The sequence below is a fragment of the Rhodoblastus sp. 17X3 genome (assembly GCF_030056575.1).
In the GTDB taxonomy this organism is placed as follows: Bacteria; Pseudomonadota; Alphaproteobacteria; order Rhizobiales; family Beijerinckiaceae; genus Rhodoblastus.
In genome coordinates, this window is sequence record NZ_JASHHX010000010.1 from 26,204 (window position 1) to 50,530 (window position 24,327).

19 protein-coding genes and 1 other RNA gene are annotated in these 24,327 nt (G+C 62.8%); 9 read left to right on the top strand and 11 right to left on the bottom strand.

What is annotated here, in order from left to right; translation table 11 throughout:
• Positions 1 to 143 precede the first annotated feature (143 nt).
• Both fumC and QM467_RS10985 read left to right on the top strand, forming a co-directional pair.
• Positions 144 to 1,547, top strand: a complete 1,404-nt coding sequence (gene fumC / locus QM467_RS10980; protein WP_283366363.1) for a class II fumarate hydratase — start codon at positions 144 to 146, stop codon at positions 1,545 to 1,547.
• A 37-nt stretch (positions 1,548 to 1,584) separates the two neighbouring features.
• Complete coding sequence (locus QM467_RS10985; protein WP_283366364.1) at positions 1,585 to 3,222, top strand: NAD-dependent malic enzyme; 1,638 nt, start codon at positions 1,585 to 1,587, stop codon at positions 3,220 to 3,222.
• Positions 3,223 to 3,260: 38 nt separating this feature from the next.
• Here QM467_RS10985 and chrA read toward each other — a convergent pair whose 3' ends face one another.
• Positions 3,261 to 4,676, bottom strand: a complete 1,416-nt coding sequence (gene chrA / locus QM467_RS10990; RefSeq protein WP_283366365.1) for a chromate efflux transporter — start codon at positions 4,674 to 4,676, stop codon at positions 3,261 to 3,263.
• Positions 4,673 to 5,497 carry a sulfurtransferase/chromate resistance protein gene (locus QM467_RS10995; protein ID WP_283366366.1) on the bottom strand — a complete coding sequence of 275 codons (825 nt, stop codon included), beginning with the start codon at positions 5,495 to 5,497 and terminating at the stop codon, positions 4,673 to 4,675. The genes chrA and QM467_RS10995 overlap by 4 nt, the downstream gene beginning before the upstream one ends.
• Before the next feature lie 299 nt (positions 5,498 to 5,796).
• On the opposite strand from QM467_RS10995, the gene QM467_RS11000 reads away from it, so the two are divergent.
• The 4 genes from QM467_RS11000 (at position 5,797) to QM467_RS11015 (ending at position 11,962) form a co-directional block, all read left to right on the top strand.
• Positions 5,797 to 7,056, top strand: a complete 1,260-nt coding sequence (locus tag QM467_RS11000; protein WP_283366367.1) for an acyltransferase family protein — start codon at positions 5,797 to 5,799, stop codon at positions 7,054 to 7,056.
• 273 nt (positions 7,057 to 7,329) lie between these two features.
• On the top strand, positions 7,330 to 8,895 hold the full coding sequence (locus QM467_RS11005; protein WP_283366368.1) for an MBOAT family O-acyltransferase: 1,566 nt from the start codon (positions 7,330 to 7,332) through the stop codon (positions 8,893 to 8,895).
• Positions 8,896 to 8,905: 10 nt separating this feature from the next.
• On the top strand, positions 8,906 to 9,910 hold the full coding sequence (locus QM467_RS11010) for a hypothetical protein (RefSeq protein WP_283366369.1): 1,005 nt from the start codon (positions 8,906 to 8,908) through the stop codon (positions 9,908 to 9,910).
• Between the two features lie 345 nt (positions 9,911 to 10,255).
• Positions 10,256 to 11,962, top strand: coding sequence for a Hint domain-containing protein (locus QM467_RS11015; protein WP_283366370.1), 1,707 nt, complete (start codon positions 10,256 to 10,258; stop codon positions 11,960 to 11,962).
• 24 nt (positions 11,963 to 11,986) lie between these two features.
• On the opposite strand, the gene QM467_RS11020 is transcribed toward QM467_RS11015, so the two are convergent.
• The 3 genes from QM467_RS11020 to QM467_RS11030 form a co-directional block, all read right to left on the bottom strand.
• Complete coding sequence (locus tag QM467_RS11020; protein WP_283366371.1) at positions 11,987 to 13,075, bottom strand: 5-(carboxyamino)imidazole ribonucleotide synthase; 1,089 nt, start codon at positions 13,073 to 13,075, stop codon at positions 11,987 to 11,989.
• The gene (gene purE / locus QM467_RS11025) at positions 13,068 to 13,532 is read right to left on the bottom strand and encodes a 5-(carboxyamino)imidazole ribonucleotide mutase (protein WP_283366463.1); all 465 of its coding nucleotides are present in this window, start codon (positions 13,530 to 13,532) and stop codon (positions 13,068 to 13,070) included. The genes QM467_RS11020 and purE overlap by 8 nt, the downstream gene beginning before the upstream one ends.
• Positions 13,533 to 13,686: 154 nt before the next feature.
• Positions 13,687 to 13,905 carry a YdcH family protein gene (locus QM467_RS11030; RefSeq protein ID WP_283366372.1) on the bottom strand — a complete coding sequence of 73 codons (219 nt, stop codon included), beginning with the start codon at positions 13,903 to 13,905 and terminating at the stop codon, positions 13,687 to 13,689.
• A 404-nt stretch (positions 13,906 to 14,309) separates the two neighbouring features.
• On the opposite strand from QM467_RS11030, the gene QM467_RS11035 reads away from it, so the two are divergent.
• Together QM467_RS11035 and QM467_RS11040 are read left to right on the top strand one after the other, a co-directional pair.
• Positions 14,310 to 14,498 (top strand): YdcH family protein, encoded by a 189-nt coding sequence (locus QM467_RS11035; RefSeq protein ID WP_283366373.1) that lies wholly within the window; start codon positions 14,310 to 14,312, stop codon positions 14,496 to 14,498.
• 232 nt (positions 14,499 to 14,730) lie between these two features.
• On the top strand, positions 14,731 to 16,632 hold the full coding sequence (locus QM467_RS11040) for a propionyl-CoA synthetase (protein ID WP_283366374.1): 1,902 nt from the start codon (positions 14,731 to 14,733) through the stop codon (positions 16,630 to 16,632).
• Positions 16,633 to 16,763: 131 nt separating this feature from the next.
• Here the strand turns inward: QM467_RS11040 and QM467_RS11045 are convergent, their stop codons facing one another.
• Positions 16,764 to 17,510, bottom strand: coding sequence for a YebC/PmpR family DNA-binding transcriptional regulator (locus QM467_RS11045; RefSeq protein WP_283366375.1), 747 nt, complete (start codon positions 17,508 to 17,510; stop codon positions 16,764 to 16,766).
• A gap of 172 nt (positions 17,511 to 17,682) precedes the next feature.
• Between QM467_RS11045 and QM467_RS11050 the strand changes: the two genes are divergently transcribed.
• Complete coding sequence (locus QM467_RS11050; protein ID WP_283366376.1) at positions 17,683 to 18,594, top strand: bestrophin family protein; 912 nt, start codon at positions 17,683 to 17,685, stop codon at positions 18,592 to 18,594.
• Here the strand turns inward: QM467_RS11050 and QM467_RS11055 are convergent.
• The 5 genes from QM467_RS11055 to rpoD all read right to left on the bottom strand — a co-directional run bounded on the left by QM467_RS11055 (position 18,587) and on the right by rpoD (position 24,171).
• The gene (locus QM467_RS11055) at positions 18,587 to 19,417 is read right to left on the bottom strand and encodes a TIGR00282 family metallophosphoesterase (protein WP_283366377.1); all 831 of its coding nucleotides are present in this window, start codon (positions 19,415 to 19,417) and stop codon (positions 18,587 to 18,589) included. The genes QM467_RS11050 and QM467_RS11055 overlap by 8 nt on opposite strands.
• A complete protein-coding gene (locus QM467_RS11060) occupies positions 19,390 to 20,007 on the bottom strand; it encodes a 5-formyltetrahydrofolate cyclo-ligase (protein WP_283366378.1) in 618 nt (205 codons plus the stop codon). Before QM467_RS11060 ends, QM467_RS11055 begins: the two co-directional genes overlap by 28 nt.
• A gap of 19 nt (positions 20,008 to 20,026) precedes the next feature.
• A non-coding RNA gene (gene ssrS, locus QM467_RS11065) (6S RNA) lies at positions 20,027 to 20,175 on the bottom strand.
• A 1,174-nt stretch (positions 20,176 to 21,349) separates the two neighbouring features.
• On the bottom strand, positions 21,350 to 21,610 hold the full coding sequence (locus tag QM467_RS11070; protein ID WP_283366379.1) for a hypothetical protein: 261 nt from the start codon (positions 21,608 to 21,610) through the stop codon (positions 21,350 to 21,352).
• Between the two features lie 515 nt (positions 21,611 to 22,125).
• Positions 22,126 to 24,171, bottom strand: coding sequence for an RNA polymerase sigma factor RpoD (gene rpoD, locus QM467_RS11075; RefSeq protein WP_283366380.1), 2,046 nt, complete (start codon positions 24,169 to 24,171; stop codon positions 22,126 to 22,128).
• Positions 24,172 to 24,327 lie beyond the last annotated feature (156 nt).

Consider the following 24,327-nt stretch of genomic DNA (forward strand, 5'->3'; position numbering starts at 1 on the left):
CGCTTGCGCTCTTGAATTCCGTCAAGATTAACGTTCGATAGACCTTGAATTGATGTTCAGCCAACCCGTGCTTTCAGCACGCGCATCCAGCAGCTAGAACTTGGCCTGTAGCAGAGCGTCCCGAAAATTCTGGAAAGTCTCAAATGGAAATTATGAGGTCTGAAACCGATAGCCTAGGCGCGGTGGACGTTCCTGCGGACAAGCTCTGGGGCGCGCAAACGCAAAGGTCTCTCGAGCATTTTTCGATCGGCGCCGAGCTTATGCCGCGCGAGATGATCGGGGCCTACGCCTTCCTGAAAAAGGGCGCGGCGATTGCAAATCACAAAGATGGGCGTTTGCCCGATCAGCAATATGAATTGATCGTCGCCGTGTGCGACGAAATACTCGCGGGCCAGCATCATGACATGTTTCCCCTGCATGTCTGGATGACGGGCAGCGGCACCCAGTTCAACATGAACGTCAACGAGGTCATTTCGAACCGTTGTTGCCAACTCGCGGGCAAGCCTCTGGCCAGCAAGGCGCCGGTTCATCCCAATGATCACGTGAACATGGCGCAGTCGTCCAACGACTCCTTCCCCTCGGCCATGTATATCGCCGCGGCTCTCGCCGTCTCGAACAGCCTTTTGCCGGCCGTCACGGCGTTGCGCGACTCGATCGCCTCCAAGGCCGACGAATGGAAAGACATCGTCAAGATCGGCCGGACGCACATGCAGGACGCGACGCCGCTCACCCTCGGCCAGGAATGGTCGGGATATGCCGGAATGCTGTCCGACGATCTCGACAATATCGACGCCGCGTTGAAGGGCGTTTATCGCCTGGCGCTTGGCGGAACGGCGGTCGGCACCGGCTTGAATTCGGCCCCGGGCTTCGCGGAGGCGGCCGCGGCGGAAATCGCAGCCTTGACGGGCTTGCCCTTCGTCACCGCGCCGAACAAATTCACAGTCCAGGGCGCGCATAACGCCCTCGTCAATCTGTCCGGCGCCTTGAAGACGCTGGCGGTCTCGCTGTTCAAGATCGCGAATGATATCCGGCTGATGTCCTGCGGGCCGCGCGCCGGCTTTGCAGAGCTCATGATTCCCGAAAACGAGCCGGGCTCCTCGATCATGCCCGGCAAGGTCAATCCCACGCAATGCGAGGCGATCACAATGGTCGCCGCACAGGTCATGGCGAATGACGTCGCCATCAATTTCGGCGGCGCCAGCGGCTATCTCGAGATGAATGTCTACAAGCCGCTGATGATCCACAATCTGACGCAATCGATCCGCCTGCTGACGGATAGCTGCGTCAATTTCAATCGCTTCCTTGTCGCCGGGACGAGGCCCAACCTGCAGCGAATCAAGGCCTATGTCGATCAGTCGCTGATGCTGGTGACGGCGCTCGCGCCCGTGATCGGCTATGACCAGGCGTCCAAAATCGCGCATTTCGCGGCCGACAACGACCTCACCTTGAAAGCCGCGGCGCTTCAGCTCGGCATCGTCTCTGAAGCGGAATTCGATCGCATCGTCGATCCCGCGAAGATGGTGAGCCCTTATGTCGCCGCTGAATAGCGCCGTTATTTCACAGCCAAAGCGTGTGGTGAAGAATATGTCCAATCCGACTACGAAAAAACGTGGCGTCGAAGTTCTGCTGGACCCGGCCCTCAATAAATCGACGGCCTTCACGGAAGCGGAACGCGAGGCCCTGGGGATTGTCGGCCTCGTGCCCGACGTCACCGAGTCCGAAGATCTCCAGTTGCGCCGCGTCTTGCAGCAACTCGGTCACAAGTCGACCGATCTCGACCGCTACATCTACCTGGTCAATCTGCTCGATCACGACGAAACCCTGTTCTACCGGACGATCATGTCCGATCCAGCGCGGTTCCTGCCGATCGTCTACGATCCGACGATCGGCGAAGTCTGCCTCAAGTTCGGCCACATCTTCCGCGCGCCGCGCGGCATGTATCTTTCCATCGAGCGGCGCGGGCATGTCCGCGACGTCCTTCGCAACTGGCCGGTCGAGGACGTCAGGTTCATTTGCGTGACAGACGGCGGCCGCATTCTGGGGCTTGGAGACCTCGGCGCGAACGGAATGGGAATCCCGATCGGCAAGCTGCAATTATATACCGCGGCGGCTGGCGTTCCGCCGCGCGGACTGATGCCGATGTATCTCGACGCCGGCACGAACAACGAACAATATCTTCAGGATCCCCTGTATCTCGGCCTGCGTCGCAAGCGGCCTCCGACGGAAGAATTGTTTTCCTTCGTCGACGAATTCATGGAGGCCGTCCAAGAGGTCTTCCCGAAATGCTGCGTTCACTTCGAAGACTGGACCGGCGCTGACGCCGTGCATCTCCTGCAGCGTTATCGCGACAAATATTGCGTCTATAATGACGACGTGCAGGGAACCGCCGGCATCACGCTCGCCGGGATGATCAACGCCTGCAAGCTCAAGGGAACGCGACTGGCGGACGAGCGCTATCTGTTCCTCGGCGCGGGATCGGCGGGCGTCGGTCTGGCGAACCTCCTGTGCTCGGCGCTGGTGGAGCAAGGCCTGACCCTGGCTCAGGCTCAAGCCAACGTCCACATGTTCGACGTCAACGGCCTGCTGGAATCTACCAGGACGGATCTGTTCGATTTCCAGCGTCCCTATGCGCATCCACATGCGCCCACCCGGGATTTCCTCGCGGCGATCAAGAGCATCAAGCCGACGACGATCATCGGCGTCAGCACGATTGGCGGCGCGTTCTCCAGGGATGTGGTCGAGACGCTGAGCGCCATCGACGAGCGCCCGATCATCCTGGCCTTGTCCAACCCGACAGAGCACGCCGAATGCACGGCGGAGCAGGCCTATCGCTGGTCGAACGGCAAGGCCATTTTCGCGGCGGGCGTGCAGTTCCCGCCCGTCCAATACAACGGAACGACTTTTCTGCCGGGCCAGGCCAATAATTTCTACATCTTCCCGGCCATCGGCATGGCGGTCTATGCGACGGAGGCCAAGCGCGTCCCCGACGAACTATTCATCGAAGCGGCGAAAGCCGTCGCCGATCAGGTGCCCGAAAATCTATTGAAGCAGGGGATGCTCTACCCGCCGCAGTCGAACATTCTGGAGACCGAAATCAAGACCGCAACGCGAGTCGCGACTCGTATTTTCGATCTGGGACTGGCGGGCGTAGCGCGCCCACAGGACGTCGAGGCCCTGATTCGGAGCCATGTCTACAACCCGCAATACCAGTCCTTCGCTTAGGAAGCGGGGTTCGACCGCGGAGGCGGGAGCTATTTTCTTCAGTTCCCGCCGGCCGCGACCAGTCCCAGCGCATGGAGCGCGACGCCCGCCGCCGCCGAGGCGGCAAGAGTTTGCAACAGGCTCGCCCTGAAGCGGAATATGGCGACGACCGCGCCGACGGATAGAAGCAGGGCCCAAGGATCCATGCTGGCGATGACCGGAACGTCGAACGAGAAGCCGAATCCCTGCGCCGGAATGGTCTGGCGGAAGATCGTGTGGATCGCAAACCAGACGGCGAGATTGAGAATGACGCCGACGACGGCAGCGGTGATCGCCGACAGCGCGCCGGTCAGCGCCTTGTTGCCGCGCAATTGCTCGATATAGGGCGCGCCGAGGAAGATCCACAGGAAGCAGGGGGTGAAGGTCACCCAGACCGTCAGCAGGCCGCCGGCCGCGCCCGCGAGCAGCGGCGGCCATGCGCCCGGCGAGCGGTAAGCCGCCATGAAGCCCACGAATTGCAGCACCATGATCAGCGGGCCGGGCGTCGTCTCCGCCATGCCGAGGCCGTCGAGCATTTCGCCCGGCCTCAGCCAGTGAAAGTCGTCGACCGCCCGCTGCGCGACATAGGCCAGCGCCGCATAGGCGCCGCCAAAGGTCACCACCGCCATCTTGGAAAAGAACAAGGCGATCTGCGAAAAGATATTTGCCCCGCCGAGGAAAAACAGCAGCGCCGCAACCGGCGCGAGCCAGACGACGAGCCAGATCGCCGCGATCTTGAGTGAATGGCCGACGGCGATCTTCGCATGGTCGGGCGTCTCTTCGCCCAGCAGGCTCTCGCCAGCCGCCGCGCCGCCCGTTCCATGGCCGCCACCCACCGCGAAGGCCGCAAGGCCGGCCCTGCCGCCGAAAAAGCCGATCACGCCCGCCGCCAGGATGATGAGCGGGAAGGCCACGTCGAAGAAGAAAATGGCGACAAAGGCCGCCGCCGCGAGCCCCTGCATGACGCGGTTCTTCAGGGCCTTCTTGCCGATGCGCTGGACGGCCTGCGACACGATCGCGAGGACCGCCGCCTTGAGGCCGAAGAATAGCGCGGCGACGATTCCGACCTTGCCGAAGGCCGCATAGACGATGCTGAGAAACATGATGGCGACGGCGCCCGGCAGGACGAACAATCCCCCCGCCATGATCCCACCGGGGGTTCTGTGCATCAGCCAGCCGATATAGGTGGCGAGCTGCTGCGCCTCGGGGCCGGGCAGCAGCATGCAATAGTTGAGCGCGTGCAGAAACCGGCTGTCCGACACCCATTTCTTCTCGTCGACGAGAACGCGGTGCATCAAGGCGATCTGCCCTGCCGGTCCGCCGAAACTCAGGAGCGCGATGCGCGACCAGACCCGGAACGCCTCGCCGAGCGAGACGCCATGTCCGGATTTATGTCCAGCTTCGGCGGCCGCAATGCCTCTGGTCAATTCGGTCATTTCAATTTTCCGGGCTTGGCGGCGTGCCAGACGTGCGATTCGTCGACGGCGTCGCGACACCAGCGGTAGAAGGCATCGTAAAGCGCGAGCCCAGCCTCGAGCTGCTCCAGATCGTCCGCATAAAGCCGCGACAGGCCGAGCGAGGCCGCGAGCAGCCCCGCGGCCTCGGGCGCGATATCGAGACGGGCGGTGTCGGCGCCGCGCACGATGGCCGCCAGCCGCAGCAGCGGCTCAGTCTTGAGGCCGAGTTCCTCGACCATCGCGTCAAAGGCGCAATTGGCGCCGCGATGCGACCAGAACACGCCTTCGACATCGAAGGGCGTCGCCTGGAACGTCTCGCCGACACCCAATACGTCCGAGGCCGGCGCGAAGAGAAACACGGCGTTGGGATCGACAAAGCGGCGGATAAGCCAGGGACAGGCGATGCGGTCGACCTTGGGCCGCGCGCGCGTCACCCAGATGGTGCGGCCTTGCGCGTCGCGAGGGGGCAATTTGTCTTGGGGAACCAGCGGCAGACCCGCCGCCGCCCAGGCCGCATGCCCCCCTTCGAGCGTCTCGGCGCGCACGCCCTCGTGACGAAGCCAGGCCGCCACGCCGTGGCCAAAACGCCCCCCATTTTCGCAGATGACGATCGCTGACTGGCCGGCGAGAGCCAGCCCCCATTGTGCGACGGCGGCCCGGTCGCGGCGCACGGCGCCGGGAATCAGACGCGGATCGGCAGAAAAATCGGCTTCGGCGCGAATATCGACGAGGGCCGGCCCCTTTGGCGAACCCAGCAGGCGAACCAGTTTGTCGGAAGTTATCGACGTATAGGCAGACATCGAGCGTCCTCAGCTGACAGAGCGGGACGCGATTCTTTGGCATGTCGCCTCGTGGGGAGACCGCGATCCCCATGTCCGGAACTAGAACGCCAATGCCGGGCGATGTCAATATCGGCGCGGGTCTGAATCCGCGGCAAGCTTTGAACGCGCCGGAGACCCTCGGTGGATGACCGCGACGGGGCCTTTGAGAAATGGCCAATTGCCGATAAGGAGAAACCTGCGGCCTGTTCAACCGGGCTTTCAGGCGCGGCGCGGAAAATGGATCGGGAGCGGCTCCAATTGAGAGATGTCTTGAACCCATGAAAGATGTCTTGCAAGCGAGCCTCCGCCGGCCCGATGCGCCTTCGGGGAAAATCGCCGATATCGAGTTTCTGCGCGGACTGGCCATCGCCCTCACGCTGATCGCCCATTCGATCCTGGCTTTTCCGGATTGGGCCGGGCTGACCGCTTTCAACAGCCGCCACTGGCTCGGCTCCGGCGTGGATCTGTTTTTCGTGATCAGCGGCTTCGTCATTACGGCGTCGTTGCGGGACCAGATGGGCAAGGTCTGGAACGCGCTTTACGGCGGCGGGAAGCGCCTCGGCGCCATCCGGGATCGTTGCCGGCTTGCCGGCAGGGTATTGGCAGCCTTCTGGATTCGCCGGGCCTTTCGACTGCTGCCGGGGGCCTTTGCGACCATCGGCCTGACGCTTGTCTTCATCGCCCTGTTTTCGCCCAGGGCGATCGGAGCGACGCTCGGCGGCTTCTGGCTCCACGCAGAGGCGGCGGCGGCGGCCGTTCTTCAGCTCTTCAATGTCTGGGGCTGGCGGCAGCTGGTCCGTGGCGGCGACGTGACGCTTTTCGGCGCCTATTGGAGCCTCTCGCTCGAAGAACAATTCTATTTCCTGTTTCCCTTCATCATGATCGCCTGCGGCTCCATGCGCCGTCTCGGTCTGGTCGCCCTGGCCGTGGTGGCCGGCCTGTTCTTCGTGCGCAAGAGCCTGCCCAGCGACGCGATGTGGTGGTTTCGCGTCGACGGGCTGTTCTGGGGCGTCGCCATCGCCTGTTTCCGGCCAAATCTCGACTTTGTCACACGCTGGAAGACAGGCATGAAATGGGTCCTCGGCGCGCTCGTTCTCATTGTCTGCACCGGCGGCCTGACCGAGACGATCATCCTGATGTGGAACCATGATTCCGCCAATGGCGTGATGCTCCTGTTCGCCGCGGTCCTTGTCGCCGTCGCCAGCGTCAATGCCGATCTGTTTCAGATTCCGCTGCTGGGGCGGGCTTTCGTCTATCTGGGCGAGCGGTCCTACGCGATCTATCTGCTTCACATCCTGATCTTCGCGGCGATCCAGGCGTTCGGCGACGCGCTGCTCGAAGCGGGCGCCTCGCCGCTCTGGGCCAATCTCGGCAAGGTCCTGTTCGTTGTTTCCTCCCTTGCGCCCATCGACCTCTTTCATCGATCGGTCGAAATCAGGTTTCGCAATGTCGGGCGCCGGATTTCCATCAAATTGCTGGCGGGAAGCGGCGGCGTGGAAGCGCGCGACGGCCTCGCCGCGCAAGACCCGCTCCGTTGAATCCCGGCGTCAATCGGCCATCCCGATCCGATCGGCGAAGGATTAGACAAACGTCCTCCTATATGGGAAGACATTTTCGACGTAACGGCAGCTGGAGCGTTCCGCGCATTTCATTCTTTCGCGCAAGACAACGCTTGATCGTGAAACGTCATTACAGGCTTCGCGCCCGAATCAACATTGATGGCGACCTGTACGGCTTCGTTTGACTGGATTTGCGCCTCGCCCGAGGATTTTTTGCCCGCCCGACTTGGCGCACGAAAATGAGAAACGGAAATGCTTTTTCAGTCGCCGCAGTTCCTGTTTATTTTTCTGCCCGCGACGCTTTTCGCTTATTTCCTGGCGGGAAAATTCATTGGCAAGACTGCTGCGCATTTCGTGCTCGCAGCGGCCTCGATCCTGTTTTATGCGTCCTGGCGCCTGCCGGACACCGGCCTGTTGCTCGCCCTCGTCATTTTCAATTACTCCGTTTACAGATTTTTCCTCCGCAAATCCGCCGATCGCCCCGAGACTATGCGTTTCCGCGCCGTGGCGACGGGCGTCGCGGTCAATGTCGCGACCCTCGTCTATTTCAAATATACCGGCTTCATGGTCGCCAATATCGAGGCGCTGACCGGCGTTTCACTGGGAATCGTCGAGCCGCTGATGCCGCTCGCGATCTCGTTCTTCATCTTCCAGAAGATCGCCTATCTGGTCGACGCCTACCGTAACCAGCTCCAGGACCATTCCGCGGGACGGTTCACTCTCTTCGTCTTTTTTTTCCCGCAATTGATCGCCGGCCCGATCGTCCACTTCCGCGAGGTCAACCCTTCGTTTTCCGACGAGCGGACCATAAGTCCAATCGAAAGCAATATTCTGGCCGGGCTGATCATGTTCGGGCTCGGCCTGTTCAAGAAGGTAATCCTGGCCGATTCCTTCGCGACCTATGCCTCGCCCATATTCGATTTCGCCGACAAGGCCGCAGCAGTCGACGCCTACGCGGCCTGGCTCGGCGCCCTGTCCTATACGTTCCAGATCTATTTCGATTTTTCCGGCTATTCCGACATGGCGATCGGACTGGCGCTCCTGTTCAACGTGCGGCTGCCGGTCAATTTCGATTCGCCCTACCGGTCGACCTCGATCATCGGATTCTGGAAGGCCTGGCACATCACCCTTTCCCGTTTCCTGCTGGAATATCTCTATATTCCTCTGGGCGGAAACCGCCGCGGCGCACTGCGCCGCCATGTCAATCTCCTCGCGACAATGCTGATTGGCGGCATCTGGCACGGCGCGGGCTGGACCTTCCTGATCTGGGGCGGCCTGCACGGGATCTTCCTGATCGTGAACCACATGTGGCGGACTTATGCCGAAGGCGCCCCCGCCGCGCTCATCTGGCTGTTCAGCTCGTGGCGCGCGGGACTGCTGACCCTTGTCGCCGTCGTCATCGCCTGGGTTCCGTTCCGGGCGAACACCCTCCAGGGCTCCGTGACCATGCTGAAGGGCATGGCGGGCCTGTCGGGCGCAACGCCGCCCTTCTTCGATCCCTGGCCCATGCCCGCGGCCTTCCTGGTCGATGGCCGAATCCTGGCTTCGTGGTCGGGCCTGCTGTTCGGCGGCGCATGGATCATTCTTGGCGCGGCCATTGTTCTCGTGCTTCCCAATGTATGGCGCTCGCTGGATTACCAGCCGATGCACAGCCCCCTGCCGACGGCCGCGACGCCGACCGCGCTCGACAGAGCCATCCTGGATTTCTATCGCCGCCGCCCGTTGCTTTTTGCAGCGGGCGCGGGCTTTCTGTTCGCGCTCGGAATTGGCCAGGTTCTGAGCGGTTCGGCCTCTCCCTTCCTTTATTTCCAGTTCTGAAGAGGGCGGCATGATCAGGAGATCGCTTCTTGTCTTCGCTCTGGCGGCCTTGCTTGGAACGGGACTTCAGGCGCTTTGGTTCGGGTCTCTGCCCACCATGGCCGACGTCCGCTGGGTGCATGACATTCTGATGCGCAAAAAGGAGATCGCCGCGGCGACCCCGGCGCCAAAAGTCCTGCTGATCGGCAGCTCATCTGTTCATTTCGGTCTGGACGCGCGTCTGATGTCGTCCGAATCCTCCTGCCGCTTCGTCAATTTCGGGCTGCATGTCCTGCTCGGGATCGATCTTCCGCTGCGCGAAGCCGAGAAAGTGTTGGCGCCGGGCGACAGCGCGGTGATCTTTATCGAAGTGGGAATGCTGGGCTCGCCCTTCCCCGTCGGCGACGTCCTGCGTGAATATGTCCGCCAGCACGAACCCGAGCAGCGCACGACGCCGGATTATTACTTTTCCACCCGGATCTGGGAGGGGCTGAAAGCCCCGGCGCTGAAGCTGTCCGGCGCCCTGTTCGACGCACAGCCTCACGCGCCGCCCAACATGCCGAAAATATGGATCTACACCCTGGACCATGTCGATGCGTTCGGCGATCAGACCGGCAAGAATCCGGAAAATATTTCCCCCAATACGCTCGACGCCGTGGTTCTGCGCCACTTTCCCACATATAGGCCGCCGCGGACCGGCCCTGTGCTGGATCGCCTGCTGCGGTTCAAGGCCTGGGCGGATGCGCATGGCGTCCGCGTCTATGGCGGCTGGCCGCCGGAATACATCGGCCACGAGGCAGGCATGACGAAGGCCACGACCGGCATTGCTGAGGTCTTCGCCGAATTGGGCATACCGATGATCGGTTCGGCCCGGGACTCCTTCGCGCCCCTCAGCGATCTCTATGATGGGGCGAACCATCTGAACGACAAGGGCGCGGAGGCTTTTTCACGACGCTTCCTGGCGAATTTCCAGCGCCAGGCCGGTTGCGCGCCAGCCAGCGCCGATCCGGTCAGCGCCAAGCCGGTGACAAGATAGGGCGTCGCGCCGAAGATCGGGAGCGATCAGCTTTCGATCATTTCCATATGCGAGTCGGACGGCGAACACGCTTGCGCGGAGCCGGCCCCGGGCCGTTCGGCCAAGCATCCTGTTTCAGGCGGAACTTGATTCAAGCTCGTGCGTTGCCGCTGAAAGGTGGGAAGGCGAAGCTACCTCCTGATGGGGAAGACGTTTTGATCGGAGAGCCTGGCGGCAGGCTCGCCGGCGATGTTAACCGCGAGCGACTTAGACGCATTGGGCCTGGCGTTTTCGATGTATAGTGTGTGCGTGACGTAGCCGTCATTCAGGAACGCCGCGGGATTCCTGAAACGGGGGGGGCTTGCGATGACAACTGCGACTTGGCTGGGCGGAACGATCTGGGGCGGAGCGGGCGATGACTCGGTTTGGACGGGCGGATCAGGCCCGGGCGGCGCGCCTGCGGCCGGGGACGACGTCGTTCTGAACCGCGCCGGCAGCCTGACGCTGACCTTGGGCGCCAACACGCCCTCCCTCAATTCGCTGACGATATTCTCCGGCGATATTCTCGCGCTGGGCGCCTTCACGCTTTACGTGGACGCGCCGGGCTCCGCCGGAATCGCCTTGACGTCCGGGACGATCGCGCTCGCCGGCGGCTCCATCGTCGACGCGGCCGACATTACGCTCGGCGCGGGCGGCGCCATCAGCGGCTACGGCTCGATCCATGTCGCCACCGGGACCCTGACCGGCGCGGGCGTGGTCGAAGCGAGCGGCGGATTGCTGGATGTGTTCGCGAACGTCAGTTCGGGACTTCAGCTCGGGATCGACAGCGTCGCTGGCGGCGATCTCCGGATCCAACAAGTCGCGGCGACGAATTCCGCGATCTCCATGACCACCTCCGGCCAGCTCCTCGAGATCGGCTCCGCCGGTTCGCTGACCATAGGCGTTCAGGAGATCACCACGGGCGGGACCATCTACCTCAATGGCGGATCGGCGACGCTGACGGATGCGTTCGGACTGGTTCTCGGCGGCAATCTGACCGGCGGCGGAACTGTGAACGCAGAGTTGCAAGGCGGCGGCACGGCCAAGGCCTCGGCCGGCTTGACGCTCACTTTCACGCAAAACGTCGATCAGGCGGGCGCGGCTACGCAATTCGTCATCGGCGACGGCGGGACGATCGCCTTCGACGCCATGGTCGGCACATTCTCGATCAAGCCGCTCGTCACCTTCCAGGGCGCGACCGGCACGCTCAGCGACACTGCGGTCATCATGACCTCGGTGAACTTCGGAACCATCACCGGCTTTTCCGGCGGCGACCAAATCCAGCTGCAGGCGTTCGGGGCGGGCGACACCTACAGCATCTCAGGCGATACGCTCACCATCATGAACGCCGGCGGCACGCTGTCGCAAAGCTTCATCTTTGAATCGAGCGCGGTGGCGTCGCAGGTCGTTGTAACCGATAGCGCCGGAATCGATACGATCGCCATCTGCTTCATGGCGGGCGTGATGATCCGCACGCCGGACGGAGAATCCGCGGTCGAGAGCTTGAAGCGCGGCGATCTCGTGATGACGGCGGATGGCGCCGCCAGGCCGGTCGCATGGCTCGGCAGACAGACAATTTCCGCGCTGTTCGCCGATCCGGTTCGCAATTGGCCGGTCCGGGTCAAGGCTGGCGCGCTGGGCGACAACGTCCCGTCCCGCGATCTCTTGCTCTCGCCAGATCACGCCTTGCTCGTCGGCGGCGTCCTGCTGCACGCCGGCGCGCTGGTGAACGGAACGTCTATCGTGCGTGAGGGCCATGTTCCGTCGACATGGGTCTATTATCACGTCGAACTTGACGATCATTCGCTGATTCTGGCCGAAAACACCCCGGCTGAAACCTTCGTCGACAATGTCGAGCGGCGCAATTTCGACAATTGGGCCGAGCACGAAGCGCTCTATCCCGAGGGCAAACCCATGTCCGAACTGCCCTATCCGCGCGCCAAGGGGGGACGTCAGGTTCCGCCTCGCATCCGCGCCCTGCTGGCGGAACGCGCCGCCGTCATTGGCGCGCAGGCCGGAGCGGCGGCCGCCTGACCCGGATCGCCGTGGGCGCGAAAACTATTTCGCGCCCTTGAGGATCGTCACATGGCCCATCTTGCGGCCGGGCCGGGCTTCCGCCTTGCCATAGAGATGCAGGCAGGCGCCCGGCACTTCGAGAAATTCGCGCCAGCGATAGACATCGTCGCCGATGAGATTGTGCATCTCGACCGGACCGTGGGCGCGCGTCACGCCGAGCGGGAAGCCGCAGACGGCCCGGATGTGCTGCTCGAACTGAGAGGTGACCGAGCCGTCCAGCGTCCAATGGCCGGAATTATGGACGCGCGGCGCGATTTCATTGACCAGCAGCTTCAAACCGGCCGGCGTCTCGACGACGAACATCTCCACCGCCAGCACGCCGACATAATCCAGCGCCTCGGCGATGCGCTTCGCCTTGTCGCGCGCGCGCTGGCGAACATCCTCGCCAATATCGGCGGGGACGACCGTGGTGGCGAGAATATGATGTTCATGCTCGTTGCGACCGACGTCCCAGGCGACGAAATCGCCGTCAAGGCCGCGCGCGGCCACCACGGAGACCTCGCAGACGAAAGGCACGAAGCCTTCGAGGATCGAGGGCTGGCCGCCGAGCGAGCGGAAGGCCACGGCGAGGTCCGAGCCTTCGCGGACCAGGGCCTGGCCCTTGCCGTCATAGCCGAAGCGCCGGGTCTTGAGGATCGAGGGGCGGCCAATCTGGGCCACCGCCCGCGCCAGCGCGCCGGCGTCGTCCACCTGGGCGTAGGGCGCGACCTCGATGCCCAGCCCGGAAATGAAATTTTTCTCGATCAGCCGGTCCTGCGTCAGAGCCAGCACCGAGGGCGAGGGCCGCACCGGCTTCATGGCCGCGAGAAATTCCGCCGTCCGCGCCGGGATATTCTCGAATTCATAAGTGACGACATCGACCGCCGCGGCGAAAACGGCCAGGGCTTTCTCGTCGTCATAGCGCGCAACCGTTGCGTTGGCGGCGACTTCGATGGCCGGATCGTCTTCGCGGTCGGTGAAAATATGGCAGGACAGGCCGAGACGCGCGGCGGCGAGCGCGAGCATGCGCCCCAACTGGCCGCCGCCGATGATCCCGATGCGCGCGCCCGGCGCCAGTCTCGCCTCAGTCATCCTTTTTCGGACGCTCCGCGACCGCTCCGGTCTGTTTCGCGCGCCAGGCGTCAAGCCGCGCCGCGAGCTTTTCATCGTTCAGCGCGAGGATCGCGGCCGCGAGCAAGGCGGCGTTGACGGCCCCCGCCTTGCCGATCGCCAGAGTCCCGACCGGCACGCCGCCTGGCATCTGAACGATGGAATAAAGCGAATCCACGCCCGACAGCGCCTTGGACTCGACCGGGACGCCCAATACGGGCAGCGGCGTCATGGCGGCGGTCATGCCCGGCAGATGGGCGGCGCCCCCCGCCCCGGCGATGACGACCTTGAAGCCCGCCTCGCGCGCGCCCTGGGCGAAGGCGACCAGACGGTCCGGCGTGCGATGGGCCGAGACAATGCGCACGTCCGCTGCGACGCCAAGCGCATCCAGGGTTTCGCTGGCGTGGCGCATGGTCGCCCAATCTGACTGGCTTCCCATGATGATGGCGACAGGAGGCTTGCTGCTCGGCACTTGTTTCTGACCCGGACCAAAGGAAGGCGAAGTGTCTAAAGCGAAGCGCCCGAAAGGGAAAGGCGGATTCTGGCCAAAAGCGCCGTTTCAGTCAAAATTTACGGGAGAAGCCTGACGACGTTCAGGCGATGATGTCAGGGGTCATTGCGTCTTCCAGCGTGGTGATCCTGTCGCGAAGCAACAATTTTCGCTTCTTCAACCGCTGCAATTGCAACTGGTCGGCGGCGCCGACCGCCAGCAAGGCGTCTATGGCCGCGTCAAGATCGCGGTGTTCCTGCCGTAAACGCTCGACTTCAAAGACGAATTCGGCCCGCTCTTCTTCGTTCAGTTCTCTGGTCATCGAAAACCGCTGGGCATTTCATTGGGCGCCCCTCGCGCCGTGGGCCGGATTATGTCCGCGGCGGGTTCCAAGAGCAAGACCAAGATAAGGGCGCAATGCGCCGCCTTGAGGCAATCTGGCGCCGCCTTGAGGCAATCTGGGGCCCCATGCAGGCAAACCGGCTCGCCGCGCAGGCAATTCGTCACGCGCGCGGCAAACCGCGGCCCTGGTTGAGAAATCCGCCAGCGCGCGCCGGACCCGGCGGCGAGGGCCAATGCCCCGGAAACCATTCGGGAACCGGGGCGACCCGCCCGCCGCCAGCTAAGCTTCCCTTAAGTCACGACTTTTTGACAAAAATATTCCCCCTTGCGGGTTCCGTGGATCGTGTCACAATCCTGTCGTTCAAGCATCGATAGGAGTTGCGCATGTCCTTGCAAAGCCATCTCGCCGAACTCGAACGCCGTCACATGGCGCTTCAACGGGAAATCGAGAAGGAAGAGCTCCATCCCGCCCTCGACGAGCTCAAGGTACACGAACTCAAACGACGCAAGCTGCTGCTCAAGGACGAAATCTCGAAACTGCGCCAGGCCGCGGAAAAAGAATTAGTCCACTAAAAGATCGACGAGACCAATAAATCCGCCGGGCCAAAAGCCCGGCGTTTTCATTCTGAGGGGCGGCTGCGCCGGCATTCTCCCCTGCTCGCGCGCCGGCGCCGAAACGCCCGGGCCAGCGCATTGGCCGAAAGGTTGAGCGCCTCTTTCTGGACTTATCGGCCTTTCCAGCGCACTTTCCGCAAAATTTGCCGCGCGACGATGGCGCGGAAGAATAACGGGAGCGAGGGGAAACATGGCGAGCCGCTATCAAGAAGTCTATCAGTCCTGGCGCAATGATCCGCAGGCCTTCTGGGCCGAGGCCGCGAAGGACGTCGACTGGATCAAGCCGCCGACGATCGCTTTCGACCCCAACGCCGGGGTTTATGGCCGCTGGTTCCCCGACGGCACGCTCAACACCTGCTACAACGCCGTCGACCGGCATGTGAAGAACGGCCGCGCGCAGCAACCGGCGATCATTTATGACAGCCCCGTCGCCGGCATCAAGCGCACCTATACCTATGAGCAATTGCTCGCCGAAGTGAACGCCGTCGCGTCCGTCCTCAAGGATTTCGGCGTGACCAAGGGCGACCGCGTGCTGGTTTACATGCCGATGATCCCCGAAGCGGTGATCGGCGTTCTGGCCTGCGCCCGCATCGGCGCCATTCACTCGGTCGTATTCGGCGGTTTCGCCGCCAAGGAACTGGCGACCCGCATCAACGATTCCGAACCCAAGCTGATCCTCAGCGCCTCCTGCGGCATCGAGCCCAGCCGTGTCGTCAAATACAAGCCGCTGCTCGATGAGGCGATCTCGCTGGCCGCCGTCAAGCCGGAAAAGGTGCTGTTGCTGCAACGGCCGCAGGAAAAAGCCGAAATGATCGGCGGCCGCGATTTCGACTGGAACGATCTGGTCGTCGCGGCGCTGGCGGAGCGCCGGACGGTCGAGCCCGAGGAGATGAAGGCGACCGACCCGCTCTACATTCTCTACACCTCCGGCACCACTGGCATTCCCAAGGGCGTCGTGCGCGACAATGGCGGCCATGCCGTCGCCATGTGCTGGACCATGAAGAACCTCTACGGCATCAAGCCGGGCGAAGTGTTCTGGGCAGCCTCGGACGTCGGCTGGGTGGTGGGCCACTCCTACATCCTCTATGGCCAACTGCTCTATGGCGCGACCACGGTCGTCTATGAGGGCAAGCCGGTCGGCACGCCCGACCCGGGCGCCTTCTGGCGCATGATCGAGGAATATAAGATTTCCGCTCTGTTCACCGCACCGACCGCATTGCGCGCCGTGCGCAAGGAAGATCCGAACGCCGAACATCTCAAGCGCTACAATATCGGCACGATGCGCACTCTGTTCCTGGCCGGCGAACGCGCCGATCCGGACACCGTCGCCTGGGCGGAGCAGGTCCTTGGCATGCCGGTGATCGACCACTGGTGGCAGACGGAGACGGGCTGGGCCATCGCCGGCAATCCGGTCGGCCTCGGCGCCCTCCCCGTCAAGCACGGCTCGCCGACTGTCCCCATGCCCGGCTATGACGTGCAGATCGTGGACGAAGGCAGCCATCCGGTTCCGGCCGGCAAGATGGGCTCCATCGTCGTGAAGCTCCCGCTGCCTCCCGGCTGCCTGCCCACCTTGTGGAAGCAGGATGAGCGGATGAAGGAATCCTACCTCATCGACTTCCCCGGCTATTACAAGACCGCCGACGCCGGATTCATCGACGAGGACGGCTATCTCTACATCATGGGTCGCACCGACGACATCATCAACGTCGCCGGCCACCGCCTCTCGACTGGCGGGATGGAGGAAGTGCTGGCCTCCCATCCCGACGTCGCGGAATGCGCGGTCATCGGCGTCAAGGACGAGTTGAAGGGCGAGCAGCCCTGCGGCTTCGTGGTGCTGAAGTCCGGCGTGACGCGCTCGCCGATCGAGATCGAGAAGGACCTGGTCAAGCTGGTGCGCGACAAGATCGGCCCCGTGGCCGCGTTCAAGATCGCCATCACCGTGCAGCGCCTGCCCAAGACCCGCTCGGGCAAGATCCTGCGCGGCACGATGAAGAAGATCGCCGACGGCGACGCCTGGACCATGCCCGCCACGATCGACGATCCGGCGATCATGGACGAGATCATGGCCGCCCTGGAGCACAAGGGGTTCTGACGGCGACGCGTCTTCAATTATCCCGGCCCCGGCGGTTCTTACCGCCGGGGTTTTTCTTTCGCGAGGCCGAAAAGCGAAAAACCCGCTTCCATAGCGCGGGAAGCGGGGTTTCTTTTGATCAGTGCGTTCGTTCAGCCGCCCATTTTGGCGACGAGCGCGTCGGAAATCTCGAAATTGGCATAGACGTTCTGGACGTCGTCATTGTCTTCGAGCGAGCCGATCAGCCGCAAAATCTTTTCGCCGGCCTCGTCGTCCACCGCGATATTGTTCTGCGGCCGCCAGATCAGCTTGGATTTTTTGGCCTCGCCGAAGGCGGCCTCCAGAGCTTTCGACACCTCGGCCAGCCCTTCCAGCGAGGTGGTGATCTCATGGCCGTCCGGCGTGGTGACGACATCGTCGGCGCCGGCCTCGATCGCCGCCTCCATCATCGCGTCCTCGCTGGCGACCTTGGCGTCATATTCGATCTGGCCGATGTGATCGAACATGAAAGAGACCGCGCCGGTTTCCGCCAGCGCGCCGCCCGCCTTGGTGAAATAGGAGCGGATTTCGCCCGCCGTGCGGTTGCGGTTGTCGGTCAGCGCCTCGATGATGACCGCGACGCCGCCCGGGGCGTAGCCCTCGTAGCGCACCTCGTCATAGTTCTCGCTGTCGCCGCCGGAAGCCTTCTTGATCGCGCGCTCGATATTGTCCTTCGGCATGTTTTCCGCGCGGGCGGCGAGCACCGCCAGGCGCAGGCGCGGATTCATCGCCGGATCGGGCATGCCCATCTTGGCCGCCACGGTGATTTCGCGCGCCAGCTTGGAGAAGACTTTTGAACGGATCGCGTCCTGCTTCCCCTTCTTGTGCATGATGTTCTTGAACTGACTATGCCCGGCCATTTGCGTCCCTGTGCTGAAATGCGCTCGCGCCGCCCCCGGAGACTTCCGGGGGGCGAGCGGAAAAATTCGACGGCGCCTTATAGACGCGCGCCGCCCCGCTGAAAAGATGGGCTTTCCGCCGATAGCCGCGAGATTATAACAGCCGGGCCGGAAAATATGCGAGGATCGCAGCATGATCGTTCAAAAGCAGCTCAACATCCCGGCCATGCTGTTCGCTTTTCGCGGCACCGTCGTTCCGCTGATCTTGCCTCACATCCTGCTGGTGGCAACGGTCGCCCTCGCGATCACGGCGGTGGCGGAGCTGCGCCCCGGCCTCCTGCCGGAAATCTCGCTCGCGCCCTTCAGCCTGCTCGGCCTCGTGCTGTCCATCTTTCTCGGCTTCCGCAACAACGTCTGCTACGACCGCTGGTGGGAGGGGCGCAAGCAATGGGGCCAGGCCATCGGCCACGCCCGCGCCTTGGCCCGCGAAATCCCCGCCTTCCTGCCGGACGAAAGCACGCGCCGCAGCCGCGCGTTGCGGCGCGTCGCCGGCTTTGCGGCCTGTCTGGCGGCGCAACTGCGCGAGCGCGACGAGGTCGCTGCGCTCGCGCCCTGGCTGCCGGAGCCTGAAGCCGCCGCCCTGCCCGGCCTGCGCAACCGCCCGGCCGCGGCGCTCGCGGGACTGACGCGGGACCTCGCCGCCGCGCGGCGCGAGGGCGCGATCGGCGAAATCATGCTGCAAATGCTGGAAGCCCATGTCGAGGGCCTGAGCGCCGTGCAATCCGCCTGCGAGCGCATCAATTCGACGCCGACGCCCTTTTCCTATTCGCTGCTCCTGCACCGGACCAGCTGGATCTTCTGCCTGCTCGTCCCGTTCGGGCTGGTCGGCGCGCTGGGCTGGCTCACGCCCTTTTTCAGCATGCTGCTCGCCTATGCCTTTTTCGGCCTCGACGCCCTTGGCGACGAACTGGAGCTGCCGTTCGGCCTGGCGGCGAACCATTTGGCGTTGGATTCCTTCGTCCGCGCCATTGAAATCGAGATCATGCAAGCCATCGGCGAGGCGCCGCCGGAGCCGCTGCCGCCGGCAAACGGCCGGCTCACCTGATCGGAAGCGCCATGCCTTCGGGAACGGCCTGCCCCAGCCCGCCGCCAAGGCGCACGGGCGCGACGCGCTTGGCAAGGCCATCCGCGCCGGTTTCGACGAACAGGCCGCATAAGGTTGCGGGGCCATCGGCGGGTTCGAAACGCGCGCCCGGCGTCTTGCGGGTGAAGCGGCGGATCGGCTCTTCCTTGTCCATGCCGATGACGGAATCGTAATCGCCCGTCATGCCGGCGTCGGTCTGGTAGGCGGTGCCGTGTGGCAGGATGCGCCAGTCGGCGGTCGGAACATGGGTATGGGTGCCTATGGCCAGCGAAACCCGGCCGTCCGAGAAATGGGCCATGGCCTGTTTCTCGCTCGAAGCCTCAGCGTGAATGTCCAGGATCGCGGCGTCGCAGGCGAGGCCGAGCGGACAGGCGCCCAGCTCCTTCTCGACCGCCGCGAAAGGATCGTCCAGCGCGTCCATGAACACCCGGCCCATGACGCTCATCACCAGCACGCGCTCGCCCTTGGCGGTCTCGTAGAGCCAGGCGCCCCGCCCCGGCGTGCCAGCAGGGTAATTCATCGGCCGCAGCACATGCGGCGCGCGTTCGATGAAGACCAAGGCCTCGCGCTGGTCGAAGGAATGATTGCCAAGCGTGATGCAATCCACGCCGGCGCCGAGAAATTCCTGCGCGATGGTTTCCGTGATGCCCAAGCCGCCGGCGGCGTTTTCACCATTGGCGACGATGAAATCGAGGTCTAGCTGTCGGCGCAGGGCGGGAACATGTTCGGCGATGGCGGCGCGGCCGGCGCGGCCGACTACGTCGCCGATGAAGAGGAGGCGCATGAAAATTCCGTGAACTCGAAAACGTCCGTCTCCGTTACCACGAAATCCAGCCCTTCGTCGTGTTTTTCACGCGGGATCCATTCCGCCCGCTGGCAGGAGAAGGCGAGGCCCCCGGCCGCGATCAGGCCGCCTTCGCGCAAACGCGCCAGCGTTGCGTCGTAATAGCCGCCGCCGAAGCCGAGCCGCGTTCCCGCCCCGTCAAAGCCGAGCAAAGGGGCGAACAGGATTTTCGGAACCATTTCCGGCGCCGTCGCGGGCGGCTCGCGCAGGCCGTAACGGCCGGACGCCAGCGGGTCGCCCGGCTTCCAGAGGCGAAAGACCAAGGGCGTCGCCTTGACGCCCGCGACCGGCAGCAAAGTGGGAAAGCCTTTTTCCGCGAGCGCCCGCAGCAGGGGCTGCGAATCCAGTTCGCCAGACAGGGAGGCGTAAAGCGCAACAGGCGCGCGCGCGGGGTCGAGCGCGCCGAGCTTCTCAAGCAGAAAGGCCAGAGCGCGTCCGGCGACGCCTTGCGCCGCCGCTGCGGCCGCCTCGGGCGGAATGTTCGCGCGCGCCTCGCGCAATCGAGCGCGGAGTTGCGCCTTGTCCGTCATGGAACTCACGAAAACTGGGTGCGGGCCGCATAAGCCGTGGGACGCGATCCCGGGTACCTACTAGGTAGGTGGGCGCCATGTGCCTAAGTCCACGGACGAAGACAGGGACAGCTCCCGTTGGGATCGTAAGGCCCCGGGGAAATATCCACACGCACCCCGCAGCGCCGCTCCGCCAATTTAGGGCGGATGGGCGGCGGGCGCCAGTGGTTTCGGCAATTAATCGCCTGGGCGTCCTTGGCCGCCGTGGGCGGGAAGCCGCCGTCGCACCATCGGCAACTTCCGGCTCGTTGCGGACGTAGCCGCCATGGCGGCGAACGCCTCGTTTCCAAGCCAAACCCGACATTCGGCCTCCGTCATCACAATTCTGGGTGCCGCAACCAGCTGTCTCCGTTTAGGTAATACGGCTAATTCCACCTGCAATTTGTCGTCTGCGCGATGAACATGGAGCGGCCGCGGGTGCTGCTGCGGGCGGCGTGAGCCGTCCTCACGGGAGAATTGCGTCCAAATTTAAACGGGAGGTCGAATTCAACGGGTAAGGGACACAATCGCGGCCTAACGGACGCTGTCCGCGCTTCGACGAAACCCCGAAAACGCCGCACACGATGGAAAATCGAAACTTTCAAAGCGTTCCTTTGAAAAATCGCTTATGAGCAAAACAAAAACGCGATCAACAATCTCGCCAACTACATGAGGAGTTTTTATGCGTGTCGAAAATTCAAGCCGTTTCGCGGGGAAGCGATCACCACAAAAAAAAATAAAAACGGCTATTTCAATAATAGTGTTTTTCACGACCACTGCTCTCGCGCTTGCAGACTGTCCGCCAGGGACTTGGCCAAGGGACCAATATAACGGCCCCGGCGGCGGACTCTACAACGGGCCGGGAGGTGGACTCTACAATGGACCGGGTGGCGGCATGTACAATGGCCCAGGCGGAGGAATCTATAATGGCCCAGGAGGAGGTCTCTATGCCGGTCCGGGCGGCGGTCTCTACGACGGGCCCGGTGGCGGCCTCTATGACGGGCCAGGAGGCGGCCTCTATGACGGGCCAGGAGGCGGCCTTTATAACGGACCCGGTGGCGGCATGTACAATGGCCCTGGCGGAGGACTTTATAACGGACCAGGGTCCTACTGCACGAACAGGCCTCCATGGCCGATCGTCCTGCGATACCTCCAAAAAACGGGCAAAAGCTATTTAGCCGAGAAAATCCTGACAACGCTTCAAAACGCAGGAATTGCCTTTCAATAACCCATGAAAAAATTATCGGACGAACATCCGCACAAATAAAAGGATGTTCGTCCGTTACGCAGGGGCAATCTTTCAGATGTAAAGGCGGAAAGCCTTTTACTGTCGCTCACGCACGGTCTTCCGCGCCTCACTGATCGCCAAACGCAACACTTCAAAGCGATCATCAGGCAAAGAGCCCTCCACTGCGGCACGGCCTAACTCTTCATCGCCGAAATAAACACGAGCCAAAAGGCCCTTGGACATAAACCAACCATGACAAGCGCCACGCTGGTTACGCTGGTCGACAAAGCGACCCCATTCCTCCTGACAAATGACAGTGAAATTGGTCGTCTTGTAGGTTTTAATTGTCTCAAGCATCGCAGACTCCTTCGATTAGCGCCACCAAAACACAGAGACAGCGCGGCCACGATGCTATGAGCATTGCACAGCTGGAGTTTTTCTCTCTCCTAGACGTAATGGTGGAAGCAGCGCTACTTGAAGCGTGTTCAGCGACAGTCTCGTCAGCCAAAATGAAAAATGCAGGAGCGCCCAATTACTAGACTCGTCCCCCAATCTCATCGACCGCACGCCGCTGGTCGTGTTGGACCGGATTTACGACGGCCCTAGCCGGATTGTCGCCAAGACGGAATTCCTATCCGGAACGCTTTGAAAGTTTCGATTTTCCATCGTGTGCGGAAGGATTACGTTGACATGATACGAAATCCCCCAATGGCATCAAGTATGCGAGCCTGGATCGCCCGCTTTCAGGCAGTTACCTGCTCTTCCCGCTACGCCGGCTCCCCGCCGAATCCAGTCGCTTCGGCGTCAGCGACCTGCGACGGCTCAGGTTCGACAGCCGAAAAAAAAGCCCGCGAAACTCGCGGGCTTTTGCGTCAATTGTCCAGGAAGGACCGCAGCTTGCGGCTGCGCGAGGGGTGCTTCAGCTTGCGCAGGGCCTTGGCCTCGATCTGGCGGATGCGTTCGCGCGTCACCGAGAACTGCTGGCCGACTTCCTCCAGCGTGTGATCGGTGTTCATGCCAATGCCGAAGCGCATGCGCAGCACGCGTTCTTCACGCGGCGTCAAGGAAGCCAAAACGCGCGTGGTCGTCTCGCGCAGATTGCTCTGGATCGCGGCGTCGATCGGCAAGATCGCGTTCTTGTCCTCGATGAAATCGCCGAGATGCGAATCCTCCTCATCGCCGATCGGCGTTTCGAGCGAGATCGGCTCCTTGGCGATCTTCAGCACCTTGCGCACTTTTTCCAGCGGCATGGCGAGCTTTTCGGCCAGCTCCTCCGGGGTCGGCTCGCGGCCGATCTCGTGCAGCATCTGGCGCGACGTGCGCACGATCTTGTTGATCGTTTCGATCATGTGCACCGGGATTCGGATGGTGCGCGCCTGATCCGCGATGGAGCGGGTGATGGCCTGGCGAATCCACCAGGTGGCGTAGGTCGAGAACTTGTAGCCGCGGCGATATTCGAACTTATCGACCGCCTTCATCAGGCCGATATTGCCTTCCTGGATCAGGTCGAGGAATTGCAGGCCGCGATTGGTGTATTTCTTGGCGATGGAGATGACGAGACGCAGATTGGCCTCGACCATTTCCTTCTTCGCCTGACGGGCCTCGCGCTCGCCCTTCTGCACCATGTGGACGATCTTGCGGAATTCAAGGATCTCCAGGCCGGTTTCGGTCGCCAGCGCGTGGATGTCGCCGCGCAGGTCGTGAATGTCGTCCTTGGCGTTGGCGACAAAGTCCTTCCAGCCCCGCGCGCCGAGTTTCGACACCCGCAGCAGCCATTTCGGGTCGAGTTCGGAGCCGTGGTAGTTCTTGAGGAAATCCTCGCGCGACACGCCGAAGCTTTCCGACAGGCGCAGCAGCTTGGTCTCAAGCCCGATCAGGCGGCGATTGATGTCGTAGAGCTGCTCGACCAGCGCGTCGATGCGGTTCTGGTTGAGCGACAGCGACTTGACGTCGCCGACGATATCCTTCTTGAGCGCCTTGTACTTGCGCTCCTGCGCCGGGGTCAGGGCCTCGTTCTTGAGCTTGTTCTCGACATTCTGGTCCTGCAGCCGCCGCAGTTTCTTGTAGGCGTCGGCGACGCGGTCGAAGGTTTCCAGAACCTTGGGCTTCAGCTCCGTCTCCATGGCGGAGAGCGAAACGGAATTGTCGAGATCGTCGTCCTCCTCGAAGGCGTCCTCGGGAACGGGCGGCTCGTCGAGCCCGGCCGGAGGATTGCGCGGCGCGGTGGAGGGCGCCTCGCCCTCGGCCTCGGCTTCCGCTCCCGGGACATCAGCAGCGGCTTCGCCTTCCCCTTCGGCCGTCTCATCGGTCGCAGCGGTCGCCGGGCCGGAATAAGTGGCTTCGAGATCGATGATTTCGCGCAGCAGAACCTTGTTTTCGACCAGTTCGTCGCGCCAGATGATGATGGCCTGGAAGGTCAGCGGGCTTTCGCACAGGCCGGCGATCATCGCCTCGCGCCCGGCTTCGATGCGCTTGGCGATGGCGATTTCGCCCTCGCGCGACAGCAGTTCGACCGAACCCATTTCGCGCAGATACATCCGCACGGGATCGTCAGTGCGGTCGGCGGGCTCCGACGTGCGCGTCGCCACGGCCTTGGCCGCGACGGGCTCGACCAGGTCGCCGCCCTCGGCTTCCTCTTCTTCCGCGCCCGCCTCTTCCTCGGTCTCGTCGGCTTCCTCAGCCTCGATGACGTTGATGCCCATCTCGTTCAGAACGGCGTAGACGTCCTCGATCTGGTCCGAGGTGACTTCCTCGGACGGCAGAACGGCGTTCAATTCGGCATAGGTGACGAAGCCACGCTTTTTGGCGAGCTTCATCATGCGCTTGACGGCGGCGTCGGAGAGATCGAGCAAGGGGCTATCGGTCGCCTCGGCAACCCCGGCTTCGCCTTCCGGCTTCGCGTCGTCTTTCTTCGCCATGTTGACTCCAAACCGCAAAAACACGAGCGCATGCCCTAGCGAATCAGCCGCCGCAGGGCAAGGTGCGTGGAAAGTTTTAACGTCCGCTTAACCAAAGCGTGGCGTTTCTATCGAAACTCAATTCCCGCCGCGCCCCAAGGAACGTCCCAAGGAAAG

Bases quoted from the DNA above. Each gene is read 5' to 3' on its own strand.
- QM467_RS11045 (WP_283366375.1), bottom strand. From the start codon at position 17,510: ATGGCCGGGCATAGTCAGTTCAAGAACATCATGCACAAGAAGGGGAAG.
- QM467_RS11010 (WP_283366369.1), top strand. From the start codon at position 8,906: ATGATCAGGAGATCGCTTCTTGTCTTCGCTCTGGCGGCCTTGCTTGGA.
- QM467_RS11050 (WP_283366376.1), top strand. From the start codon at position 17,683: ATGATCGTTCAAAAGCAGCTCAACATCCCGGCCATGCTGTTCGCTTTT.
- QM467_RS11005 (WP_283366368.1), top strand. From the start codon at position 7,330: ATGCTTTTTCAGTCGCCGCAGTTCCTGTTTATTTTTCTGCCCGCGACG.
- QM467_RS11020 (WP_283366371.1), bottom strand. From the start codon at position 13,075: ATGACTGAGGCGAGACTGGCGCCGGGCGCGCGCATCGGGATCATCGGC.
- QM467_RS11060 (WP_283366378.1), bottom strand. From the start codon at position 20,007: ATGACGGACAAGGCGCAACTCCGCGCTCGATTGCGCGAGGCGCGCGCG.
- QM467_RS10985 (WP_283366364.1), top strand. From the start codon at position 1,585: ATGTCCAATCCGACTACGAAAAAACGTGGCGTCGAAGTTCTGCTGGAC.
- rpoD (WP_283366380.1), bottom strand. From the start codon at position 24,171: ATGGCGAAGAAAGACGACGCGAAGCCGGAAGGCGAAGCCGGGGTTGCC.
- fumC (WP_283366363.1), top strand. From the start codon at position 144: ATGGAAATTATGAGGTCTGAAACCGATAGCCTAGGCGCGGTGGACGTT.
- QM467_RS11040 (WP_283366374.1), top strand. From the start codon at position 14,731: ATGGCGAGCCGCTATCAAGAAGTCTATCAGTCCTGGCGCAATGATCCG.
- purE (WP_283366463.1), bottom strand. From the start codon at position 13,532: ATGGGAAGCCAGTCAGATTGGGCGACCATGCGCCACGCCAGCGAAACC.
- QM467_RS11000 (WP_283366367.1), top strand. From the start codon at position 5,797: ATGAAAGATGTCTTGCAAGCGAGCCTCCGCCGGCCCGATGCGCCTTCG.
- QM467_RS11030 (WP_283366372.1), bottom strand. From the start codon at position 13,905: ATGACCAGAGAACTGAACGAAGAAGAGCGGGCCGAATTCGTCTTTGAA.
- QM467_RS11035 (WP_283366373.1), top strand. From the start codon at position 14,310: ATGTCCTTGCAAAGCCATCTCGCCGAACTCGAACGCCGTCACATGGCG.
- QM467_RS10995 (WP_283366366.1), bottom strand. From the start codon at position 5,497: ATGTCTGCCTATACGTCGATAACTTCCGACAAACTGGTTCGCCTGCTG.
- QM467_RS11055 (WP_283366377.1), bottom strand. From the start codon at position 19,417: ATGCGCCTCCTCTTCATCGGCGACGTAGTCGGCCGCGCCGGCCGCGCC.
- chrA (WP_283366365.1), bottom strand. From the start codon at position 4,676: ATGACCGAATTGACCAGAGGCATTGCGGCCGCCGAAGCTGGACATAAA.
- QM467_RS11015 (WP_283366370.1), top strand. From the start codon at position 10,256: ATGACAACTGCGACTTGGCTGGGCGGAACGATCTGGGGCGGAGCGGGC.
- QM467_RS11070 (WP_283366379.1), bottom strand. From the start codon at position 21,610: ATGCTTGAGACAATTAAAACCTACAAGACGACCAATTTCACTGTCATT.